Raw genomic sequence first — 19,795 nt, forward strand, 5'->3', positions numbered from 1 at the left:
CGATACGGGAGCGCGCGCCTCGGCACAAGCGCCGGCGCGCGCGGCCTCACCCCGGAGCCCCGGCAGCGCTCGCCTGAGCGCCGCCGCGCCCCGGCGCGCTACTTCTTCTCCTGCACCTCGACCTCCAGCTGCCTCACGCTCGATCCGCCCCGGGTGTCGTGGACGACCGCCCACAGCGACACGCGCCCCGGCTTCGAGGGCGGCGTCCACGTGGTCCCGTGGCGGTCGCCGGGGCCCGTCACCGCGTCGCTCACGAGGCGCCGCGCCCCGTCGAACCCGCCCCCGTCCGTGTAGTAGTCGACCCAGATCGCCTCGTTCGCGGGCGGTCCTCCGAGCCCCGTGGCCTCCACGTCCACGTCGGCGGCATCGGACGGCACGATCACATCGATGTCGTAGGTCGTGCAGTCGTCCGCGTCCGGCTCTGCCGGGCCGCATCCCTGCGCCTTCGTTTCCGGCTGGATGCACGGTTCCACGACGGGCAGGCCGCTCTCGCCGAGCGCGACCTCCTTGTCGTCCAGCTTCAGCGTGAAGTCGTCGATGGGCGGGTTCGTGTTGGCTCGTTGATCCGAATCCTGGAAGACAAATACCTGCGTGTAGCCCACGACGAAGCTGTCCGGACCGAGCACCCTCCCGTCCTCGTCGACGCACTCGAGTGGAATCCCCAAGCCGTCTGCCATCGCCGCGGACGGGTCAGCGCCTGTCAGAATCGCAGCCAGCGCTGCGGACAGCGCCGGAGACGGCCGCGTCTTGCCGGCGCACACGGCGAACAACACGTAGGCCGACGAGTACTTCGTTCCGGTCGCGGTGGTTCCTGCGTCCGGGCGCCTGAGGATGTCACTGGACAGCGTCCACGTAAACGACGCTGCGTTGGGCTTGCCGCTCAGCCCCGACTCGAGCTCCTGTCGCTTGAAGAGAGCGGTCTGCTCCTCCTGGCCGCCATTGCCGCCGCCGCCGTTGCCGCCGGCGCTGCCGCCGTTGCCGCCGCCGCCGTCGGCGCTGCCGCCGCCGCCGTCGGCGCTGCCGCCGTTGCCGCCGCCGTTGCCGCCGTCGGCGCTGCCGCCGCCGCCGTCGTCGTTGGCACCGCCGCCGCCGTCGTTGGCGCCGCCGTCGCCGCCGCCACCTCCGCCTCCCTGCGGCGGGGCCAATGCCGCTATGTAGGTGCCCAGCCACTGCGGGAGGCACCCGATCTGCGCGTCTATCCCGACAGGCGGGTTCACGCAGCCCCCGATCCACGTGACCTCGACGTTCCGCGGATTGCCGTCGGCGTCACCCAGCGCGTCGGCGTACGTCATCTGGAACGTCACGGGCGTGCCCCGCGCCGGATACGGCTTGTCCGCCGTCACGGCCAGGACGCGGAGCCCCTCCACCTCGGACGACGGAGCCAGGTCGCTCCCAGCGCAGCAGGGAATGCCGAGGGCCAGGGTCGAGAGCGCGGCGAGCAGCGCGCGGCGAGCGGGCAGTCGGGTCCGTTTCATCAGAAGTCTCCTCGCAGCCCGAGCGTGGGCAGGAAGGGGAGCCCCGTCACGTACTCCCGCTTCGTGTAGTTGAAGTTGTAGCTGATGCCCTCCGCAGCCTGGTAGTTGTAGACGTTCTGCACGTCCAGGTAGAGCCCGAGCTGCCACCTCTTGAATCGCCACGTCTTGTCGACGCGGACGTCGAGCTGATGGAACAGCGGCATCCTCTCGCTGTAGTCGCCCCCGAGCGGGAAGGGCGAGTACTTGCCCGAGGAAGCATGGTAGATCGCGTTCACCCGGTTCGGATCACACCCCTTCTGCTCCGGATCGCAGACATAGGGCGTCTCCAGGTTGCCCGACACGAGGCGGAAGCGCGCGCCGACCTCCCAGCCCCGGCCGAGCTGCATGTTCCCGAGCACGGTCAGCACGTGCGTCTGGTCCCATGGCGTGGGGTGCTCCTCCTCGCCGGGGCCGTCCGTGCGCACCGATCGCGAGAGGGTGTACGCCGCCCAGCCGAAGAAGCGGTCGTCTGGCTTGTACTTCAAGAGCACCTCGCCGCCCACCGCGTACCCGGTGCCGTCGTTGGCATATCCGTCCTTCTCCGCTGAGAAGACGACCTGCCGATCGAGCTGCTTGTAGAACCCGTCCACCGTCACGTCGATCTGCGGCGTGATCTCCTGCTCCACCCCGAGGCCGTAGTGGATGGATCGGTTCGACTTGATATCCGGGTTTCCGAACGGCTCGACGCTCTCCTGGAACTGGGGCGCCTGGTAGTAGAGGCCCACGCCGCCCTTGGCCGTCGTCCGCGGGAAGCCGCTCCGGATGTCGTAGCGCGCGTTGATCCTCGGGCTCACGTCGAGCGTGCGCGTGTCGAGCGCGTAGTCGACGCGCACCCCGGGGACGATCCGCGCGCGCGGCGAGGGGACCACCTCGAACTCGGCGTACGCGGCCGGCCGGGAGTACGGGCCGTCGAACGACTGGTCCTGCGCGGGCAGGGTCGAGAACGGCTGGTTCGACGGGTGGCCTGCGGGCTGCCTCGTCGGCGCGTGGAGGTTGACCGTCGCGATGCCGGCCGTGAGGTCGGTCCCCACGTTCATCGTGAGGAACCTGGCGAACCGGTGCGAGTACTCCAGCCGCAGGTCGAGCGAGTTCGTGGTGACGTTGAAGGAGAGGGGAGCGACCCCGAAGTCGAAGACGTCCCTGCCGAGGGCCAGCGACCAGAGGATCCTGTCCCGGTTCCCCAGGCGGTTCTCGTAGCTGAGCTGGAAGCGCTGGAAGGCGGTGTGCAGCCCGAAGTCGCCCGTCAGCGCGGGCTCGTCCTCCGGCGGCTTGTCCAGGGTGATCTTGAAGGCGTCGTCCGATCCGTAGAAGCTCGCGCGCACGCGCTCGCTGGCGGAGGGGCGGCCCTCGAGGACGAACTGGTAGTCGTAGTAGACGGGCGCCTGCGTCACGCTGGAGCCCGCCTCCTTGAGCACGGGCCCGAGCCACGCGTCGACCCAGCTCCGCCGGCCCGCCGCGATGAACTTCCAGTCCTTGAGGTACGGGACGGGCCCCTCGAGGAGCACGCGCCCGTCGATGAGATCGAGCTGGACAACGCCGTGGTACTTGCCGTCCTGCTTCGGTGAGCGGAGCCCGACGTCGACGATGCCGCCCATGGCGCGGCCGTACACGGCGCTGAAATTGCCCGGGTAAAAGTCGATCTTCTCGAGCATCTCGGTCGGCACGACCGAGGAGAGGCCGCCGAAGTGGTAGATGATCGGCACCGGGGTGCGATCGATGAACGTGAGCGTGTCCTGCGGCGCGGATCCGCGCACGATGAGCAGCCCGAACCCGCTGCGCGCGACGCCGGGCAGGCTCTGCAGCGAGCGCAGCGCGTCGCCGCCGGTGCCCGGGATGCGGTCGATCTCGCGGCGCTCGAGCGTCCTCCGGGTCACCTCGCGCGGCGGGCGCTCGCCCTGCACGGTCACCTCGATGCCCTGCGCCTGGCCGTCCTTGGGCGCCGCGAGCGAGATGCGGTAGCGCACCTCGAGCGCCTCGCCCTCCGCGATGTCCTCCTCGGCCGTGAACGGCTCGAACCCCGCGGCGGCGACCTCGACGCGGTACTTGCCGGGAGGGAGGTTCTTGAAGCGGAACTTGCCGCGCTGGTCGGTCTTCACGTCCTCGCGGCCGCCGTCGGGCCGGAGGAGGCTGACCGAGATGTCCGGGAGCCCCTCGCCGGTGCTCGCGGACAGGACGGTCCCGACGACGGTCTCGACGTCGGCGGGCGGTGCCGTCGCGTCGGCGGGCTTGGGGGTGAGCGTGAACGTGTACGGGTAGAGGATGCGGGCCGCCACCGGCGTGCCGTCCGGCCGCCGCGCCGGCTCGAACACGAGGCCTGGCGCGGCAGCGAGCGCGGCCTCGTCGAAGCCGTGTCCTCCCGGCGTCGCGACCTCGGCCTTGGTGACGCGCCCGTTCTTGTCGATGTCGAGCTTGAGCACGACCCGCCCCTCGACGCCCGCGCGCTGCGCTTCGAGGGGATACTCCGGCGGGGAGAACGTGATCTGCTTCGGCGAGCTGGTGGCAGCGGGCGGCGCCGGCTGGGCCGTGCCCGGCAGGGGGACGACGACCGCGCCGGCTCCGCCGCGAGGAACGGAGGCCCCGCCCACGTCTCCCTCGGGCGGAGGCTCGTCGGCGGGCTGCGCGCGCGCTGCGCTGGCGGTCATCGCGACCGCGAGCAGCAGCGCTTCCGAAACAGCGAGGCGCATCGCAGAGGGCGCTTTGGAAGGCATGCGCGCGCACTCTCGCATGATGCGGAGGAAGAGAGAAATATGCATCCGGGACGGGAGTGTGCTCCAGGCGTGTGCGTACATCGGCTCCACGAGGCGCCGGAGCGAGCGCTCTCCGTGGTCGCCGGGCGCGCTCCGGGTAACGTGGTTCGCGGCTCAGCCACCCGTGGTTCGCAGCCCGGTCCGAGGCGCGCCGCCGGCGCTCAGTAGAGCGCGTCCTGGTGCTGCCACCGCTCCGAGATCCACGCCTTCAGGTACGCGATCTCCTCCTCGTACGTCGTGAAGTCGTCGCGCCCGCTCCAGCCGTCGTAGCTCCGGTACGCCTCGCCCCACCTCGCCTCGTCCCGGCGCGCGCTCGCGTCGATGCGCGCGACGTAGCCGTCCACGATCGCCTGGATCTCGGCGTCGTCGAGCGCGCCGCGCAGGACCTGTCCGTAGCGGGCGCGCAGCGGATCGCCGATCGAGGGCTCCTCCAGCAGGCGCTGGAAGAGGAGGTTCACGTCGAGGTACTCGACGCGCTCCGAGGCCGGCTGGCGCTCCGTCTGCCACGTCTGGCCGAAGCTCGCGTTGAAGTCCCACGGCGCATAGCGGAACACGCCGCCTGCGGCCGGATCGCGGTAGTGGTAGCTGTTCTTTCCGGCCGAGTCGTCGGCCATGATGAACGTGACGAAGATCCACCAGTCCTCGTAATCGCGCAGGTCGATCCTCGACCCGATCTCGGCGGCGAACGCGGCCTTGTCGGATGAGGCGACGAAGCTCACGAGGTCCTCCAGGTCCGCGAACGCCTCCGGCTCGCCCTCCAGCGGCGTCCCCTCCTTCTTCTCGAAGCCGTCGTGCAGCGTCTCCTTCGGCTCGTCGTTCGCGGTCAGCGCGAAGTTCGCGTCGTGGCTGACCGCCTTGTAGAGGTTGCCGTCCTGCGAATACCCGTGGTCCTCCATCAGGTAGCCGTCGACGTGATCGGCGACGGTGTAGAGCCCCGTGTACTGCCCGTCGAGGTACACCACCGCGCTGTACGTCTTGATCTGGATGTGCTCCGGATCGAGGCGGTTCCAGAGGTCGTAAGCAAGGCGCTGCCGGACATAGGAGTTGTCGTCGAACGTGCTGACGAGCACGACCTTGCGGCGATCGGTGAACCCGCCGGCCTCGCCGGGCTCGTTGAACTTGTCTTCCTTGGGGAACTTGAGGGTGAAGCTGTTCTTCGGATACCCGAGCGAGCTCTCGCCGCGGAGCTCCGCCTCGGCGGTGTACGTGTGGCCGCGGTAGACCACCGTGGCCGGCGCGTACTCCTTCGCCTCGGGGGTCGGCGAGAGGAAGAGCACCGGCAGGCCGTACTCCTCCGGATAGCGGGCCGGATCGACGACAGGCACGTTCGACGGATCGGCCCAGTTGTCGGCGACGCCGATCTTGACGCGCCCGACCTCGGACGTCTGCGCGACGCGGATCTCGATCTCGTAGACGGCGGCCTGGTCGAGCCCGGGTGAGAACGTCACCTCGCGCGCGACCGGGTCATAGGTGGCGCCGTCGGGGAGCGGGCCGACCTCGATCGCGCCGTCGGGGAGCGCAACGCCGGTCGCGCACGTCACGGGGAACGTCACGGTCTCGCCCTCGAGGAGCCAGTGCGGTCCGCCGCCCGACGGCTCGCAGCGCGACGCCTCGGGGCCGGGCGACTCGCCGGAGCAGCCGGCACCTTGCAAGGATCCCAGGACCAGGGCCGTCGCCAGCGGCAGGAGAAGGCGGGGGTTGCGCATGCTGGCGATCCTAGCCGAGCGCGCGCGGCTCGGCCCCCTGTGCTGGATGTGCGCTGGCATCCGCCCGCGCGCCGACACGCGCCTCGCCGTTCTCACGTCGACGCCGCTCGAGGACCGCCGCCGCCATCGTCGAGCTCGGTCCTTGACACATCGCCGACTGGCTATTAAACAACTGTTTGAAACGGTCGATTGACAGGGGCGTTCGCGGAGATGCGGCGCCTGAGCCGGCCGAGACGACAGGAGGCGTGGGATGACGAGGGGCGAAGCTGTGCGCAGGGCACGGAGCGCGGCGGTGTTGTTCGTGCTCGGGGTGGTGGGGACGACGGGGTGTGGGGGCGACGGGGAGGCGCCCGCGTCGCCGGGGCCGGAGGTGACGTGGTACCGGGACATCCAGCCGCTCGTGGAGCGCTCGTGCGCCTCCTGCCACGACGGCGCGGGCGTCGGCGGGGTGGCGCTGACGGACGCGGCGACGGCGCAGCGGATGGCCGCGCTCATGTCGCTGCGGGTGAGCGCGGGGGACATGCCGCCGCCGGTGCTGGACCCGAGCTGCCGCAGCTACGAAGGCGCGGAGAGGATGAGCCTCAGTCAAGAGGAGCGCCTCCTCTTCGATGCGTGGGCGCGCGACGGCGCTCCGCTCGGCGATCCGGTCGATTCGCCGCCGCCGCGGGGCCGGGCGGACACCATCGAGGCGCCCGACGCCACGCTCGAGATGCCCGAGGAGCACGACGTCTCCCTCGACGACGACGGCAACGAGTACTTCTGCACGATCGTCGACAACCCCTTCTCCGAGCCCGCCTGGATCACGGCGTTCGAGGCGGAGATCGGCAATCCGGCCGTTGTGCACCACATGGCCATGTACCGGGATCTCGGCGGCGACGCGGGCATCGGTTATGGCGTCGCGCCGGGGACGCGCGCATTTCCGTGCCGCGATCCGGTCATCGAGCTCGACTGGCAGCTGCTCCACAGCTGGGCGCCCGGCGTCGGGGTGACGCGGCTGCCGGAGGGCGCCGGGGTCCGCGTCGAGCCCGGCGAGCAGATCGTGCTGCAGATGCACTATTTCGGGCGCAGAAACTCGGCCGCGCGCGATCGGTCCGGCTACCGCATGGAGCTCTCGCGCGAGGCGCCTCGCGCCGAGGTCTACATGGATGTGTTCGGCCCGGTCCCCTTCACGATCCCCGCGGGCGCCGAGGCGCACACCGAGCAGAGCGCCGCGCCGAACGAGGGCCCGCCGCTGCTGGTGTACGGCGTCATGCCGCACATGCACGTGCTCGGCCGCTCCTACCGGGCCTGGATCGAGCGCGACGGTGGAGCGAGCGAGTGCGCCGCGCGCGGCGAGTTCGAGTTCCACCACCAGGCGCTCTACATGTTCGACGAGCCGATGCGCTGGGGGTCTGGCGATCGCTTCGTCACCGAGTGCACGTGGGACAACACGGTGGACAGCGAGGGGCAGTTCTCCCTCCCGCCGCAGGACGTGCCCTGGGGGGAAGGGACGAATCAGGAGATGTGCTTCATGATCGCTTATCTGTCGAAGGAGTGAGCGCGCCGGCCGCGTTCCCTCGTTCAGCGGGGCAGCGGGCGGCGCTCCGGAGGGTCATCGGCCTCCTGGCTCCTCGGTCCCTCCGGCGCCGTGCCGCGGTCGGACCACCGCCGCCCCCGGCGTGCCGCGCGCTCCGCGCTCGGCCCTGGCTGCGGCGGCGTGCACCGCGCGCCCCCTCTCGAGAAAGTCCGTGCCGAGGGTTCGCTTCGTGACGTGATAGCCCCCGTTGTACAGCAGCTCTCGCTCGACAGGCGTCAGGGCGAGTGGGTTCGTGCCGAATTTGAAGATCGGCACCGCCTCCGCGTTGACCTCGATCACCCGCGCCCACTTCAGCCTGTCGACCAGCTTGGAGGTGTCGCCGACGTCGCGCGCCTCTTGCACCGTGGAGCCGATGGCCCAGAGCGCACGGGCGGCGATGAAAGGAGGCTGAATCGAGTGATACCGAGCCTGGAGGACGCGAATGCCGAGCGTCAGCGTCTCCTCCGGCGCCGGCGAGCCGGTGTCGAACAGATGTACGGGGAAATTGCTCAAGAGCCCGCCGTCCACGATGTAGCTCGTCACCTTGTTGCGCCCCGTGAGCTGCACCGGCCTGAACACGAAGGGGAAGCTCATGCTCATCCGCATGGCGAGGGCCACCTCCAGATCGTCGGGCTCGACCCCGTAGAGATCGGCGCTGATGTCGTCGGGGAGGACGAGCATGCGGCCCCTCGTGATGTCGGAGGCGATGAGGTGTACCCGGTACTTGCGGGCCGGGTTTCGTTCGTCCTCGCAGCCGGGCATGATGAGGTCGCGGAAAGTCCTGATGCCCTTCTGGTCGAGCTTCTCCCGGAACAGCGAGAGGAGGGCGTCGCCCTTGAGCATCCCGAGCCGCGTGATGGCCCCCCAGGCCATCGCGATGGGCCTGCCCACGATCGGGATAAAGCTCGGTCCAGCCGGGTCCGCGACCCTCGCGAACTCAGGGCCACCGAGGATGCTGGCGATCTCCGCGGGCGTATAGCCGGCTCCCAGGAGCGTCGCCACGAGCGCGCCTGCCGAGGTCCCTGCCAGGTACGAGATGTACGTGTCCTTGTACTTCTGGGTGAGCGCCTCTGCGAGCGCAGCGACCGCGCCGACGAGCGCGACCCCTCGGAGGCCGCCGCCTTCGAGGACCAGGTTCAACCGCCTGGGAGGATACCGCTCTTCCGCGGTGTCGTCCGCCGGCTCGTCGGGCTCGCACGGCTCGTGACGGGACAAGAGATCCCGCTCGCTCCTCTCGGGCGCTGGCGCGCATGCGATCGCGAGCGGCTCTTCCTTCTCCAGGTGCTCGTCCATGGGTCTCTCCCCGGGCCACGTGGTGATCATGTCTGCGCCGGTCCCGATGCGCTCTGCCCCGCGCTCCCTGCTGCGGCAGCCCGGACCGGGACGCGCCGCTCCAGGATGTTCCCGTCAACGGCTCGCTTCATGGTGAGGTAACCGGCGTCGTACAGGCTCTCCCTCCTCAGCGGCGACAGGTTGTCGAAGGGGGCGGCGGTGCCTGTGTTGATCTGGATTGTCCTCGCCCACTTCAGCTTGTCCACTCGCTTCGCGATCTCGCTCACGTCGCGAGCCAGGAACGCCGTGGCCATCGCGGCTCTGGCCATGTGGTAGAACGAGGGGAATTTGACCGCGTGATACCGCTCGGAGCTCACCCGGACTCCCAGGGTCAACGTGTCCTCCGTCTCCGGCGCCACGGCGTCGAACAGGTGGATGGGAAAGCCGCTGGTCAGCGCGCCGTCCACGATGTAGCTCTCGACCCCGTTCGCGCCCGTGACCCGGACGGGGGGGGACCAGAGGGGCATGCTCGAGCTCATCAGCACGGCCTGAGCCACGTCCATGTCGTCCGGCTCGACCCCGTACAGCTCGGCGTTGGCGTCATCCGGCAGCACGAGCATGCGCCCGCGTGTGATGTCGGAGGCGATAACGTGGACCCTGTACCTGCGCGCCGGATCTCTCTCCCTCTCACATCCGGGCATGATCAGGTCGCCGAAGGTCCTGACACCTCTGGCTCGCAGCGCGTCCCGGAGCAGCTCCAGGAAATAGTCGCTCCGGAAGAATCCGAGCCGGGTAAGGAGCCCCCAGGCCATGCCCGCGTACATGCCCACGACCGGCAAGCGAGTGAGCCCGGAAGCTCTCGTGAGCTTCGCGATGTCGATGTTGAACAGATCTGCGATTTCCTTGTGCGTATAACCGGCGCCCAGGAGGGCGGCGACGATGGCGCCAGCGGACGTCCCTGCAAGATAGGAGATGTACGTGTCCTTGTATTTCTCCTCCTTGACGAGCGCCTCCGAGAGCGCAGCGACGGCCCCGACCTCCGCGATGCCCAGGGCGCCAGCCGCCTCGAAGACGAGGTTCAGCCGCCTCGGGATCCGCGTCTCTTCGGGGGTCGGGCACGGCGGCGGCGCGCACACCTCGGACGGCGACAGGAGCGCCCGCTCGCTCCTGCGCTCCGCCGGCTCGCCTCCACGCGGGCGAGCCTCCGGTGCGGGTGCGACCCTTTGCCCGGCGGGCGGCTCCGCGGTGCCGCCGTGCTGTCTCTGACGCTCCTCCATCGCCATGCCTCCGTCGTGCTGTGAAATGCGCGCAGCACCGCGCGCTGCTCGGGCTCCGCGGCGGACGGGCCGAATGGCTGCTTGTCGCCACAAGTATGGATAGGGGATGCGCGAAGCGTCAAGCGGAGGTGAACGTGCGTCTTCACGAGACGACGCGGTCCGTCGATGGATGGCTATCATGCCAGGCGCAATCAGAACCTGCGCCGGGCTCGAGGTGCGTTCGGTACGCAGCGCCGCGCCGCGCGACGCCCGGGTCGACGCCCGGGCACGCTGCAGCACCACCATCGAGCGTGCCTGCTCCCCCGGGCGTTCCCGCCCATGCGACATCGCGCCGCAGGACAACGTGTCGCAGGACAACGTGTCGCATGGTCGCGCCGCATGGGAGCGCCTACAGAGGCCGCATGAGACGCCGACAAATCTTGGATCTTGCCGCCGTGAGCGCCGCGCTCGCCACCCTGCAAACGCTCGGCGGGTGCGCGCAAGACGACGCCGGTCCCGGGCAATCGCCCACGACACCTGGAGGAGAGAGCTCTTCGATGAAACATATCGCCATGCTGATTTACCCGCGCTTCACCGCGCTTGACCTCATCGGTCCTCAGGCCGTGTTCAGTACGTTTGAAAATACGCAGATACACCTCGTGTGGAAGACGCTCGACCCCGTGACGACGGATACGGGGATCACCCTCCTTCCCACGGCGACCTTCGACACGTGTCCCGAGGAGCTCGAGATCCTCTTTGTTCCGGGCGGCGTCGACGGCACGATCGCCGTGATGAAGGACGGCGAGGTCCTCGATTTCCTCGCGGCGCGCGCGGAGCACGCGAGCTACGTGACGAGCGTTTGCACGGGGTCGCTCGTGCTCGGCTCGGCGGGGCTGCTCCGCGGCTACCGTGCGACCACGCACTGGGCCATGCGCGAGGTGCTGCCCCTCCTGGGGGCCGAGCTCGTCGACGCGCGGTATGTCGAGGACCGCAACCGCATCACGGGAGGCGGCGTGACGTCAGGCATCGATTTCGGCCTCCGGATCGCCGCCAAGCTGCATGGCGAGGAGGCCGCACAGCTGGCGCAGCTCGGGATCGAGTACGCCCCCGACCCGCCGTTCCAGGCGGGTACGCCCGAGTCCGCGCCCGCGGCGGTGGTCGAGCGGTTTCGCGGCATCGCCGCGCCGGCGGTCGCGCAGTTCAGACAGGCGGCGGAGCAGGCCGCGGCGCGCTGGTGAAGCGCGACGGGCCCGTTCCCGAGGGGCCGCTGAATCGCCGCTTCATGCTCGTGTACTCCCCGCAGCACTCCAGGTGACGGAGCGGGTGCAACCGGCAACGCAACAGGTGCAACAGGTGCAACAGGACCGCCGGACGCTCGCGCTGCCGCCGTCCTGTAGAAAAGCCGCAGCGGCGCGCGAAGCGAAGCTACGAGGCCGCTCTCCAGGGCTCGATGACCGACGCCCTGGGCGGGGCAGGTGGCACGGCGATTGCGAATCGCTCTGCGGTGACCGGGGTTATTCTGGCGTCGTCTCCGGTGCGCTTGCCGTCGAGCCGATGAAATGGATGTCGCAATGAACACCTGCACGTCGCGCATGAGCATCGTCTGGCTATCGTCCCTGTGCGCCGCCGCGGGCGCGGCCGGCTGCGCTTCCTGGGAGCCCGGCGCCGACTGGACCGGCGGCGACGCGCCGCCCGAGCTCGTCTCCGAGGCGCTCGAGCCGCTGATGCCCCGGAACAACCTGCCGGCGCAGGCGCTCGCCGCCGGCGCGCTCCTGGAGAACCGACCCCTCCTCGACCTGCTCCGCTACAGCGCCCTCGGCGACCCTTCGCTGGCGGACGACTTTGCGTCTCCCCAGATGAACGCCAACGCGAGATCGCTGCTCAAGTACGTCGTCTCCTGTGCGCTCGATCCAGGGCGGCGCGTCTCGGCGTGGGAGGGGGAGCTCGGCCTCTGCGGAGCCGCGTCGCCTCACGGGGACTGGTTCGTGCGCCCGCCGAGCGCGGCGTGCCAGGAGGTCGTGTCGGCCTGCGTCCTCGCGCGCACGAACGCCCTCGGGAGGAAGGTCCGCCTCTCCACGCGCAGCGACGAGGACAGCACGCTCTTTCCGCTGCTGCCGGTCGTCCCCGTGGAGACGGAGTACCGCGACGCGGGCGAGCCGCCCATCAGGAGCTTGAATGCCCCCTGCGCCGCAGGCGCCGCCGCGGGGGATCCCGCTCGCGACTGCGGCTGGGCCGGGCGCTACGTCGGCACGTGCGCGCCCAAGGCGCGGGTCGTCCTCAAACCGGGCGGCCCCGCGGGCGCTTACACTCCGCATTTCATGGTGCGCGTGTGCAACGGTATCCACGGCTGCGATCATCGGACGATGTCGCCGCGGCCGTGGTACTCGGGCCTCATCACCGAGGGGGTCCTGAGCGTGGACGGGCGCGCTGGAACCACCCCTGAGGTGACCTTCATCTGCCCTGAGGCGGGCGTCCCCGGCGCATCGTCGTTCGCGGTGATGGTGGCCTCGCCCCATCCAGCGGAGGCGCCCCCCGCGACGGCGGACGTGAGCGCTGTCGGGGCGGCGGCGATCTACCCCGCGCCCGAGAACAAGGTGTTCACGTTCCGGGAAGGCGCGTTCTACGGAAACCTCTTCGGGGCCGCGAACCCGGCTCCGAAGGGGGAGATGCTCTCGTACGGCCAGTACGCTTGTTACAGCAACGTCTGGTCCCGTCCGATGGCACACTTCACCGACAGGCTGTGCGCCGGCAGGGACGCCGACTGCTTCGGGAACCCGCCCGGCGCCTGCCTCTCCAGCCCCGTGGCGCCGCCCCGGGCCGATCTCGCCCGCGTCTGCAAGGGAGAGCGCAACGGGAGCTATTACGGCTGCGCCGCCGCCGCGGGACGGACGCCCTGGAACCACGTGATCACCGTGTTCCTCAACCACCCGTGCGACCTCGCCGGCGACCTGACCCGCTGTCAGGACGCATTCCCGCAGTTCTCGCCCCCCGGGCCCTGAGCCCGCCGCGCGGGTCGCGCGCGAGGATTGACCGCGCCGGTCGGGCTCTGTACCCAGGATCCGTGTCAGGCGGGCTCGAGAGCAGCACCCTCTCCGTCAGCAGGGGGCCGGGGGCCCCGGCCGGAGGGCGCAGCAGCCCATTCCTGTTCCTGGTCCTGGAGAGCCACCGGCCGCTCGCGCCGCCGGCGCGCATCGCGCTCCACGAGGTGGACGAGGTGGCGATCGGGCGCGGCGCGGCCCGGACGCTCGAGCCCACGCGGGACGGCTCGATCCGGCGGCTCGATCTCCGCCTGGACGATCCGTGGCTCTCCTCGAGGCACGCGCGCATCGTCCGGCTCCTCGGCCGCTGGGTGGTCGAGGACAGCGGCTCCAAGAACGGCAGCCTCGTCAACGGGGCCCCGCTCCGGCACGCGGAGCTCGCGGACGGCGACCTCATCGAGCTCGGCCGTACCTTCTTCGTCTTTCGCGACGCCCTGCCGCACCCGCCCGGCGCCCCGGCGCTCCTCGAGGGCGCGCCCGACGCGGCGCCGGCGCCCGGCCTCGCCTCGCTCCTGCCTGCCCTGCTCGACGCGTTCGAGCAGCTCGCGGTCGTGGCGCGCTCGGCGATCCCGGTCCTGCTCCAGGGGGAGACCGGTACGGGCAAGGAGGTGATGGCGCGCGCGATCCACGCGCTGTCGGGGCGGACGGGCGAGCTCGTGGCCGTCAACTGCGGCGCGCTGCCCCGCGAGCTCGTGGAGGGGGAGCTGTTCGGGCACCGGAAGGGCGCGTTCTCCGGCGCCACCGAGGACCGCCCTGGGCTCGTGAGGAGCGCCGACCGCGGGACGCTCTTCCTCGACGAGATCGGCGACCTGCCCGCGCCCGCGCAGGCCGCCCTGCTGCGCGTGCTGCAGGAGCAGGAGGTGCGCCCCGTGGGCGCGACGCGCCCCGTCCGCGTGGACCTGCGCGTGCTCGCGGCGACGCACCGCCCCCTCCAGCGCCTCTCTGCGCTGGGCGAGTTCCGCGCCGACCTGCTCGCGCGGCTCTCGGGGTACGTCATCGAGCTGCCGCCGCTCCGCGCTCGCCGCGAGGACCTGGGCCTGATCCTCGGGGAGCTCCTTGGGCGCGCGGCGCCGGAGCGCGCGGCGTGCATGCAGATCCACCCGGACGCGGCGCGCGCGATGCTGATGTACCGGTGGCCCGCCAACGTGCGCGAGCTCGCGCAGTGCGTGACGACCGCGGCCGTTCTGGCGCAGGGCGGCGCGATCGAGCCGCGACATCTGCCCGACGAGGTCGCGCGCGCGGCAGGTCGCGACGGGGACGACAGCGGGGACGAGGGGGAGGGCGAAGGCGAGAGCGACGCGCGTGGAGACAGCGACGCGCGTGAAGAGAGCGACGGGCGCCGGGCGGAGCTCGTGGCGCTGCTCGTCGAGCACCGCGGGAACGTTACCGCGGTGGCGCGCGTCATGGGCAAGGCCCGGATGCAGATCCAGCGCTGGCTCAAGCGATACCAGATCGACCCCGAGCAGTTCCGGCGCTAGATCGCGGTCTCGGCCGGAGGTGCGGGCGCTTTGGTCCGAGGGACGCTCATCGCCGATCGCTACCGCGTCGTGCGGCGCCTCGGCGCGGGCGCGATGGGCGCCGTGTACGAGGCCGTCGACATCGAGACCGACCGCCGGCGCGCGCTCAAGGTGATGCACGCGCACACGATCGAGCGCGCCGATCTCCGGCGGCGGTTCGCGCTGGAGGCGCGCGTCGCGGGCCGGGTCGACAGCCCGTTCCTCGTCGACGTCATCGACGCGGGGGTCGACCGGGCGACGTCGACGCCCTTCCTCGTGATGGAGCTCCTGGAGGGCGAGACGCTGGCCCAGCGGCTCGCGCGCAAGGGGCGCTGTTCGCCCGCCGAGGCGCTCCGCTGGCTCGGACAGGCGGCGCTCGGGCTCGACAAGATGCACCGCCTCGGGATCGTCCATCGCGACCTGAAGCCCAGCAACCTCTTCCTGGAGTGGCGCGAGCACGAGGCGCCCCGCCTCAAGATCCTCGATCTCGGCGTCGCCAAGGTCCTCGACGCCGGCGCCGGTCTCGAGTCGACGGCCGCGGCGGGCACGCCGGTCTACATGGCGCCAGAGCAGCTCCGCGGCGGCAAGCTCACGCCGGCCGCCGACATCCATGCGCTGGGGATGATCGCCTTCACGCTGCTCGTCGGGGGCGCTTACTGGCAGGACGAGGCGGCGCGCAGTCAGGACCCGATCGCCTTCGCGCTGGCCGCGTCCTCCGGCCCCGTGGAGACCGCGACGGCGCGCGCCGCGCGCCGGGGCGTCTCGCTGCCGCCCGGGATCGATGCGTGGTTCGCGCGAGCGACGGCGGCCGATCCCGCCGCGCGGTTCGCGAGCGCGGTCGCCGCGGTGGAGGCGCTGGCCGGAGCGCTGGGCGAACCCGGCGCGGCGCTTCCGCTCGAAGCGACCTGGTCCGCCCCTCAGGCGTCGGGCGAAGGGGGCGAGCGCGCGCCGGTGGCTGACGCGGGGGGCGAGGGCGGGACCAGGACCATCGAGGAGCGCGAGGGTGAGACCGGGACCGTCGAGGAGCGCGAGGGCGAGACCAGGACCGTCGAGGAGCGCGAGGGCGCGATCGCAGGGCGCGACGGCGCGACCAGGACTGTCTCCGTCGCACCCGAAGCCATCCCGAGCGCACCCGGAGCCATCCCGAGCGCACCTGGAGCCGTCCCGATCGCTCCTGGAGCCATCCCGAGCGCACCCGGAGCCGTCCCCGCCGCGCGCCCTTGGCCTGGCGGGCGGACGCGCTGGCAGATCGGGCTCGGCGGCGCCGCCGCGGTGCTGGGCGCCTTCGCGCTCGCCGCGGCGCTCAAGGCGCCGCTCGGGGCACCGCGGGAGGCGGCGTCACCCCGGACCACGCCGCGCTCGCCGCTTGACGCGCCGGACGCGGTGCTCGCTTGCCCTGTCCTCGATGCCGCGGGCATCGACGCGCCCTCGGGCTGGCTCGGCGCCGCCGCGGCGGCGACCGTGTGCGAGCGAGCGCGGATCCTCCTCGGCGGCAGCCCGGCGCGCACCCTGGTGCCGGCCGAGCTGCTCTCGCTCCCGCACCCGCCCGTGGATCGGTTCCCGATCGATCCCTACGCGGCGCCGGAGGCCCGCGCGCGCTCGGTGGAGGCAGCGCGCCGCCGCGCCGCGGCGTACGTCGACGGCGAGGTCGTCCGCGATGGCGCGTCCTTCCGGGTCGCCCTGCGGCTGCACGGACCGGACGGCGCGGAGATCACCCGCGCGCCGGGCGCCGGACGGGCGCTGTTCGAGGCGGTTCGCGAGGCCATGACCCCGATGGTGCAGGGAGGGCACCTGCCCAGGGCGGCGCGCCTCGACCCCGCGGTCGCGGAGTTCTCGCGGGCCGGAGACGTCGACGGGGCCCTCGCCCTGCTCGATCTCTCGATGGCGATGGTGCACAACGCCGGAGGCCTCGCGGAGGAGTGCGCCCGGGTCGAGGCGCAGAGCGGCGCGCTCGCGGAGATGGGGCCGGGAGAGCGCTACCGGTGCGCCTTCGTCCTGGGCCTGCCCGCGCCTGCGATCGCGCTCCCGCCGGCGGAGGCGGCCTCGCCCGGCGCGTTCGCGGCGCGCGCGCGCATCGACCAGCTCGCCCATCGCGTGGACGACCCGGCGCTCGCCACGGAGCTCGTGCGGCGGTTCGAGCAGGAGCCGTCGTCGTGGGGGCGGTCGACGCTGGCGTCGACCGCGTCGTGCCTGCTCCAGCCGTTCGATCCCGGCCGCGCCGCCGAGCTCTCGCTCCTCTCGGTGCAGATCGAGCCGAAGAACCCGACCGGAGAGTTCTGCGCGCCCTGGGTGCAGCTCGCCACCGTCACGCGGGGCACGGCGAGCGCGGAGAGCGCGCTGCGCGCGATGCAGGCGTGGGCGCCCTGGGACGGCTATGCGTGGCTGCTCGAGGAGCCTCTGCCCGACGACGCCGGGCGGGCGCTCGCGTTCGCCCGGCGCGCTCACGCGCTGTCGCCGCTCGACGCCTACGTGGCCGACGTCCTCGCCAGCCGGCTGCTCGCGATCGGAGCGCGCAGCGAGGCGCGCGGCATCGCGCTCGCGCTCGCCGCGGGCGGATACCCGAGCCAGCGGGTCGAGAGCGAGCTGTTGCTCCTCCGGGTCGAGGCGAGCGAGGCCCGCTTCGGCGCCGCGCTCGCGCGGGCGACGCGGGCGATGACTCCCTCCGCCGAGGACGCCGGATGGGTGCGCGTCCAGCGGCTCGAGATCGCGTGGCGCGCGCTGGAGCTCGGCTTGATCCTGGGCCGGGCCGGCGAGGTCGCCGATCGCGCGGTGGAGCGCTTCCTCGATCCGGAGCCAACGCCGCTCGACGGCGCCCACCACATCGACGTCCCGCTGCGCGTCGCGGCCCTCTGCGCCCACGCCACGGCGGCGGCGTCGCGGCGGTGCTTCGCGCGGCTCCGCGCGCTGCGGCCGAGGCTCTCGGGGGGCATCTTGCCAGGCACCGACGCGTTCATCGACGGCGCCGAGCGGGTTGCGCGGGCGGACCACGCAGGGGCGGCGAGGGCATGGCGGCCGCTGCTGCGGGACCCGGGGCCGTTCGCGGCGGTGATGGCCGACGCCATGACGGCGGTGTTCGAGCGGACGGGCGAGATGGAGCTCGTCGAGCGGCTGGAGAAGGCCGTTCCGGCCGGCGAGAGCCACCTCGGCGGCGCGAGCCTCGCCACGGTCCGCGCCGCGCGCCGGGCCGCGCGGCGAGGCAAGGTGGGCGAGGCGCGCGCGCTGGCGAGGCAGGTGATCGAGGCGTGGGCCATCGCGGATGAGCCGGTGCCGGCGCTCGACGACATGCGGCGGATCGCGGGGCCGCGGTAGGGCAGCTCGCCGCGGGGATACGGTGAGGCCACGCTGCATCGGGAAACCCCGCGGCGCGGCGCGCTCCCTCCCGCTCGCCGCGCTGTTCATCATTGGCGATGGCGCCTAGACTGGCGTGACGGTCGATGGCCACCTGCCCCGCGTGTCGCTCGGTCTATCCGGAGGATGTGGCGACCTGCCCGGAGCACGGGGACGCGCTGCTGCCGGACGAGGCCTTCTTCGAGGAGGACGCGCAGCTTTCGCCGGGCACGATGCTCGGCGAGTACCGCGTCGAGCGGCTGCTCGGCGCGGGGACGTTCGGCGACGTCTACGCGGGAGAGCACCCCCTCATCGGCAAGCGGGTCGCGATCAAGGTGCTGAACCGGCGGTTCGCGTCCGATGCGACCGTCGTCTCGCGCTTCGTCGGCGAGGCGCGCGCGGTGAACCGCATCCGGCACCGCAACATCATCGACATCTTCTCCTTCGGCGTGGTCGACGGGCGGCACTACTTCGTCATGGAGCTGCTCGACGGGCTCACGCTCGGCGCGCTGATCCGGCGCGAGGGGCGCCTCTCCCCGGGCCGCGCCGTCCCCGTCCTCGAGGGCATCGCCGACGCGCTCGACGCCGCGCACGCGGCGGGGATCACGCACCGCGATCTGAAGCCCGAGAACATCTTCGTGGCGATCGAGAAGGGCGGCCGCCTCTTCCCCAAGCTGCTCGATTTCGGCGTGGCGAAGCTCGCAGACGAGGCGCTCGCCCACAAGACGGCCACGGGGGTCGCCGTCGGAACGCCCGCGTACATGTCGCCCGAGCAGGTTCGCGGCAAGGGCGTCGACCATCGCTCGGACATCTACGCCCTCGGCGTGATCGCCCACGAGATGCTCACGGGGACGCTCGTCTTCCAGGGCGAGTCGATGATGGACGTGATGATGATGCACCTCCTCCACCCGCCGCCGCGGGCGTCGGAGGTCTGCGCAGACGTCCCGCCCGAGCTCGACGCGCCGGTGACGGCGATGCTGGCGAAGCGCGCCGAGGATCGCCCGCCGTCGGCGGGCGCAGCGGTCCAGGCGTTCGTCGAGCAGGTGCGCAAGCTCGGCCTCGAGGGGCTCGACAGCGCGGGCGCCTCGCGGCCCAGGAGCAGCGCGCGCGTGGTGTCCGTCGGGTCGCAGGACGTCAGCTCCGAGGCGGCGACCGACGTGGTGGAAGCGCTCGATCCGGAGGAGGGCAGCGGCGCTGCCGGGGGCGGCGCGTCCCAGAGCGACGCCTCCGGGAACGGCGGCTCCTCTGGCACGCTGCGCAGCCCTGGCGGCAGCGGGGCCGTGGCAGCCGGGCGCACGCAGCCCATGCCGCCGGGCCCGGTGGCGCCCGCCGAGATCGGCCAGACGGTGGCGTTCGCCCCGCTCGCCGAGCCCGCACAGACGGCTGCGTTCGCGCCACTCGCCGAGCCCGTCCGGGCGCCGAAGACCGCGGCCCGCCGTGCAGGGGTGCTCGCGGTGCTGCTCCTTGGCGGTGCGGCGGCCGGGGCGATCGCGTTGCTTCGCCCCAGCGGCGATGCTGCGTCGATCCGCGATGCCGCCCCGACAGCGGCCACGGGCGTGCCGCTTGGCGCAGCAGACGCCGCCGGCGGGCCGTCCAGCACCCAGGGCCCCCTCGGCGCGCCGCTGGCCGGCGCGGGCCCCACCGGCGCGACGTCCGGCGCCGCGGATCCTTCCGGTGCGCCGCCCGCCGCGGGCGCCGCACCCCTCGGTGCCCAGGCGGCTCCGGGCGCAGCCGCGGATGGACCAGCGCCGACCGCGCCGGCCGCCGGGGCGGCCAGCGCGGCGTCGACCACGGTGCCGTCGGGCGTCCGTGCGACCCGACCGCGCAAACACCACACCGATCTGGAGAAGCCGGCGTTCGACAGCTTCCGCGGAGCCCCCTGAC

The 19,795-nt window shown here is 72.1% G+C and carries 11 protein-coding genes; 6 read left to right on the forward strand and 5 right to left on the reverse strand.

Going from position 1 to position 19,795, the window contains the following annotated elements; translation table 11 throughout:
- Positions 1-98 precede the first annotated feature (98 nt).
- The 3 genes from WME79_RS18360 to WME79_RS18370 all read right to left on the reverse strand — a co-directional run bounded on the left by WME79_RS18360 (position 99) and on the right by WME79_RS18370 (position 5,967).
- Positions 99-1,475, reverse strand: coding sequence for a hypothetical protein (locus WME79_RS18360; RefSeq protein ID WP_437537421.1), 1,377 nt, complete (start codon positions 1,473-1,475; stop codon positions 99-101).
- Positions 1,475-4,198: a TonB-dependent receptor domain-containing protein gene (locus WME79_RS18365; protein ID WP_437537424.1), complete on the reverse strand. Its 2,724-nt coding sequence runs from the start codon at positions 4,196-4,198 to the stop codon at positions 1,475-1,477. Before WME79_RS18365 ends, WME79_RS18360 begins: the two co-directional genes overlap by 1 nt.
- Positions 4,199-4,422: 224 nt before the next feature.
- Positions 4,423-5,967 carry a CotH kinase family protein gene (locus WME79_RS18370; RefSeq protein ID WP_437537427.1) on the reverse strand — a complete coding sequence of 515 codons (1,545 nt, stop codon included), beginning with the start codon at positions 5,965-5,967 and terminating at the stop codon, positions 4,423-4,425.
- Between the two features lie 250 nt (positions 5,968-6,217).
- Here WME79_RS18370 and WME79_RS18375 point away from each other — a divergent pair, with 250 nt between their 5' ends.
- Complete coding sequence (locus WME79_RS18375) at positions 6,218-7,504, forward strand: hypothetical protein (protein ID WP_437537430.1); 1,287 nt, start codon at positions 6,218-6,220, stop codon at positions 7,502-7,504.
- A 54-nt stretch (positions 7,505-7,558) separates the two neighbouring features.
- Here WME79_RS18375 and WME79_RS18380 read toward each other — a convergent pair whose 3' ends face one another.
- The gene (locus tag WME79_RS18380; RefSeq protein ID WP_437537433.1) at positions 7,559-8,815 is read right to left on the reverse strand and encodes a patatin-like phospholipase family protein; all 1,257 of its coding nucleotides are present in this window, start codon (positions 8,813-8,815) and stop codon (positions 7,559-7,561) included.
- A 26-nt stretch (positions 8,816-8,841) separates the two neighbouring features.
- Positions 8,842-10,071 (reverse strand): patatin-like phospholipase family protein, encoded by a 1,230-nt coding sequence (locus tag WME79_RS18385; RefSeq protein ID WP_437537436.1) that lies wholly within the window; start codon positions 10,069-10,071, stop codon positions 8,842-8,844.
- A 536-nt stretch (positions 10,072-10,607) separates the two neighbouring features.
- Here WME79_RS18385 and WME79_RS18390 point away from each other — a divergent pair.
- The 5 genes from WME79_RS18390 (at position 10,608) to WME79_RS18410 (ending at position 19,794) form a co-directional block, all read left to right on the forward strand.
- On the forward strand, positions 10,608-11,288 hold the full coding sequence (locus tag WME79_RS18390; RefSeq protein ID WP_437537439.1) for a DJ-1/PfpI family protein: 681 nt from the start codon (positions 10,608-10,610) through the stop codon (positions 11,286-11,288).
- Positions 11,289-11,621: 333 nt separating this feature from the next.
- Positions 11,622-13,049 (forward strand): hypothetical protein, encoded by a 1,428-nt coding sequence (locus WME79_RS18395; RefSeq protein ID WP_437537442.1) that lies wholly within the window; start codon positions 11,622-11,624, stop codon positions 13,047-13,049.
- 62 nt (positions 13,050-13,111) lie between these two features.
- Positions 13,112-14,566 carry a sigma 54-interacting transcriptional regulator gene (locus WME79_RS18400; RefSeq protein WP_437537445.1) on the forward strand — a complete coding sequence of 485 codons (1,455 nt, stop codon included), beginning with the start codon at positions 13,112-13,114 and terminating at the stop codon, positions 14,564-14,566.
- A 30-nt stretch (positions 14,567-14,596) separates the two neighbouring features.
- On the forward strand, positions 14,597-17,893 hold the full coding sequence (locus WME79_RS18405; protein ID WP_437537447.1) for a protein kinase domain-containing protein: 3,297 nt from the start codon (positions 14,597-14,599) through the stop codon (positions 17,891-17,893).
- 125 nt (positions 17,894-18,018) lie between these two features.
- Positions 18,019-19,794, forward strand: a complete 1,776-nt coding sequence (locus tag WME79_RS18410; protein WP_437537450.1) for a protein kinase domain-containing protein — start codon at positions 18,019-18,021, stop codon at positions 19,792-19,794.
- Position 19,795 lies beyond the last annotated feature (1 nt).

The organism is Sorangium sp. So ce726 (genome assembly GCF_051521405.1).
Taxonomy (GTDB): Bacteria; Myxococcota_A; Polyangia; order Polyangiales; family Polyangiaceae; genus Sorangium.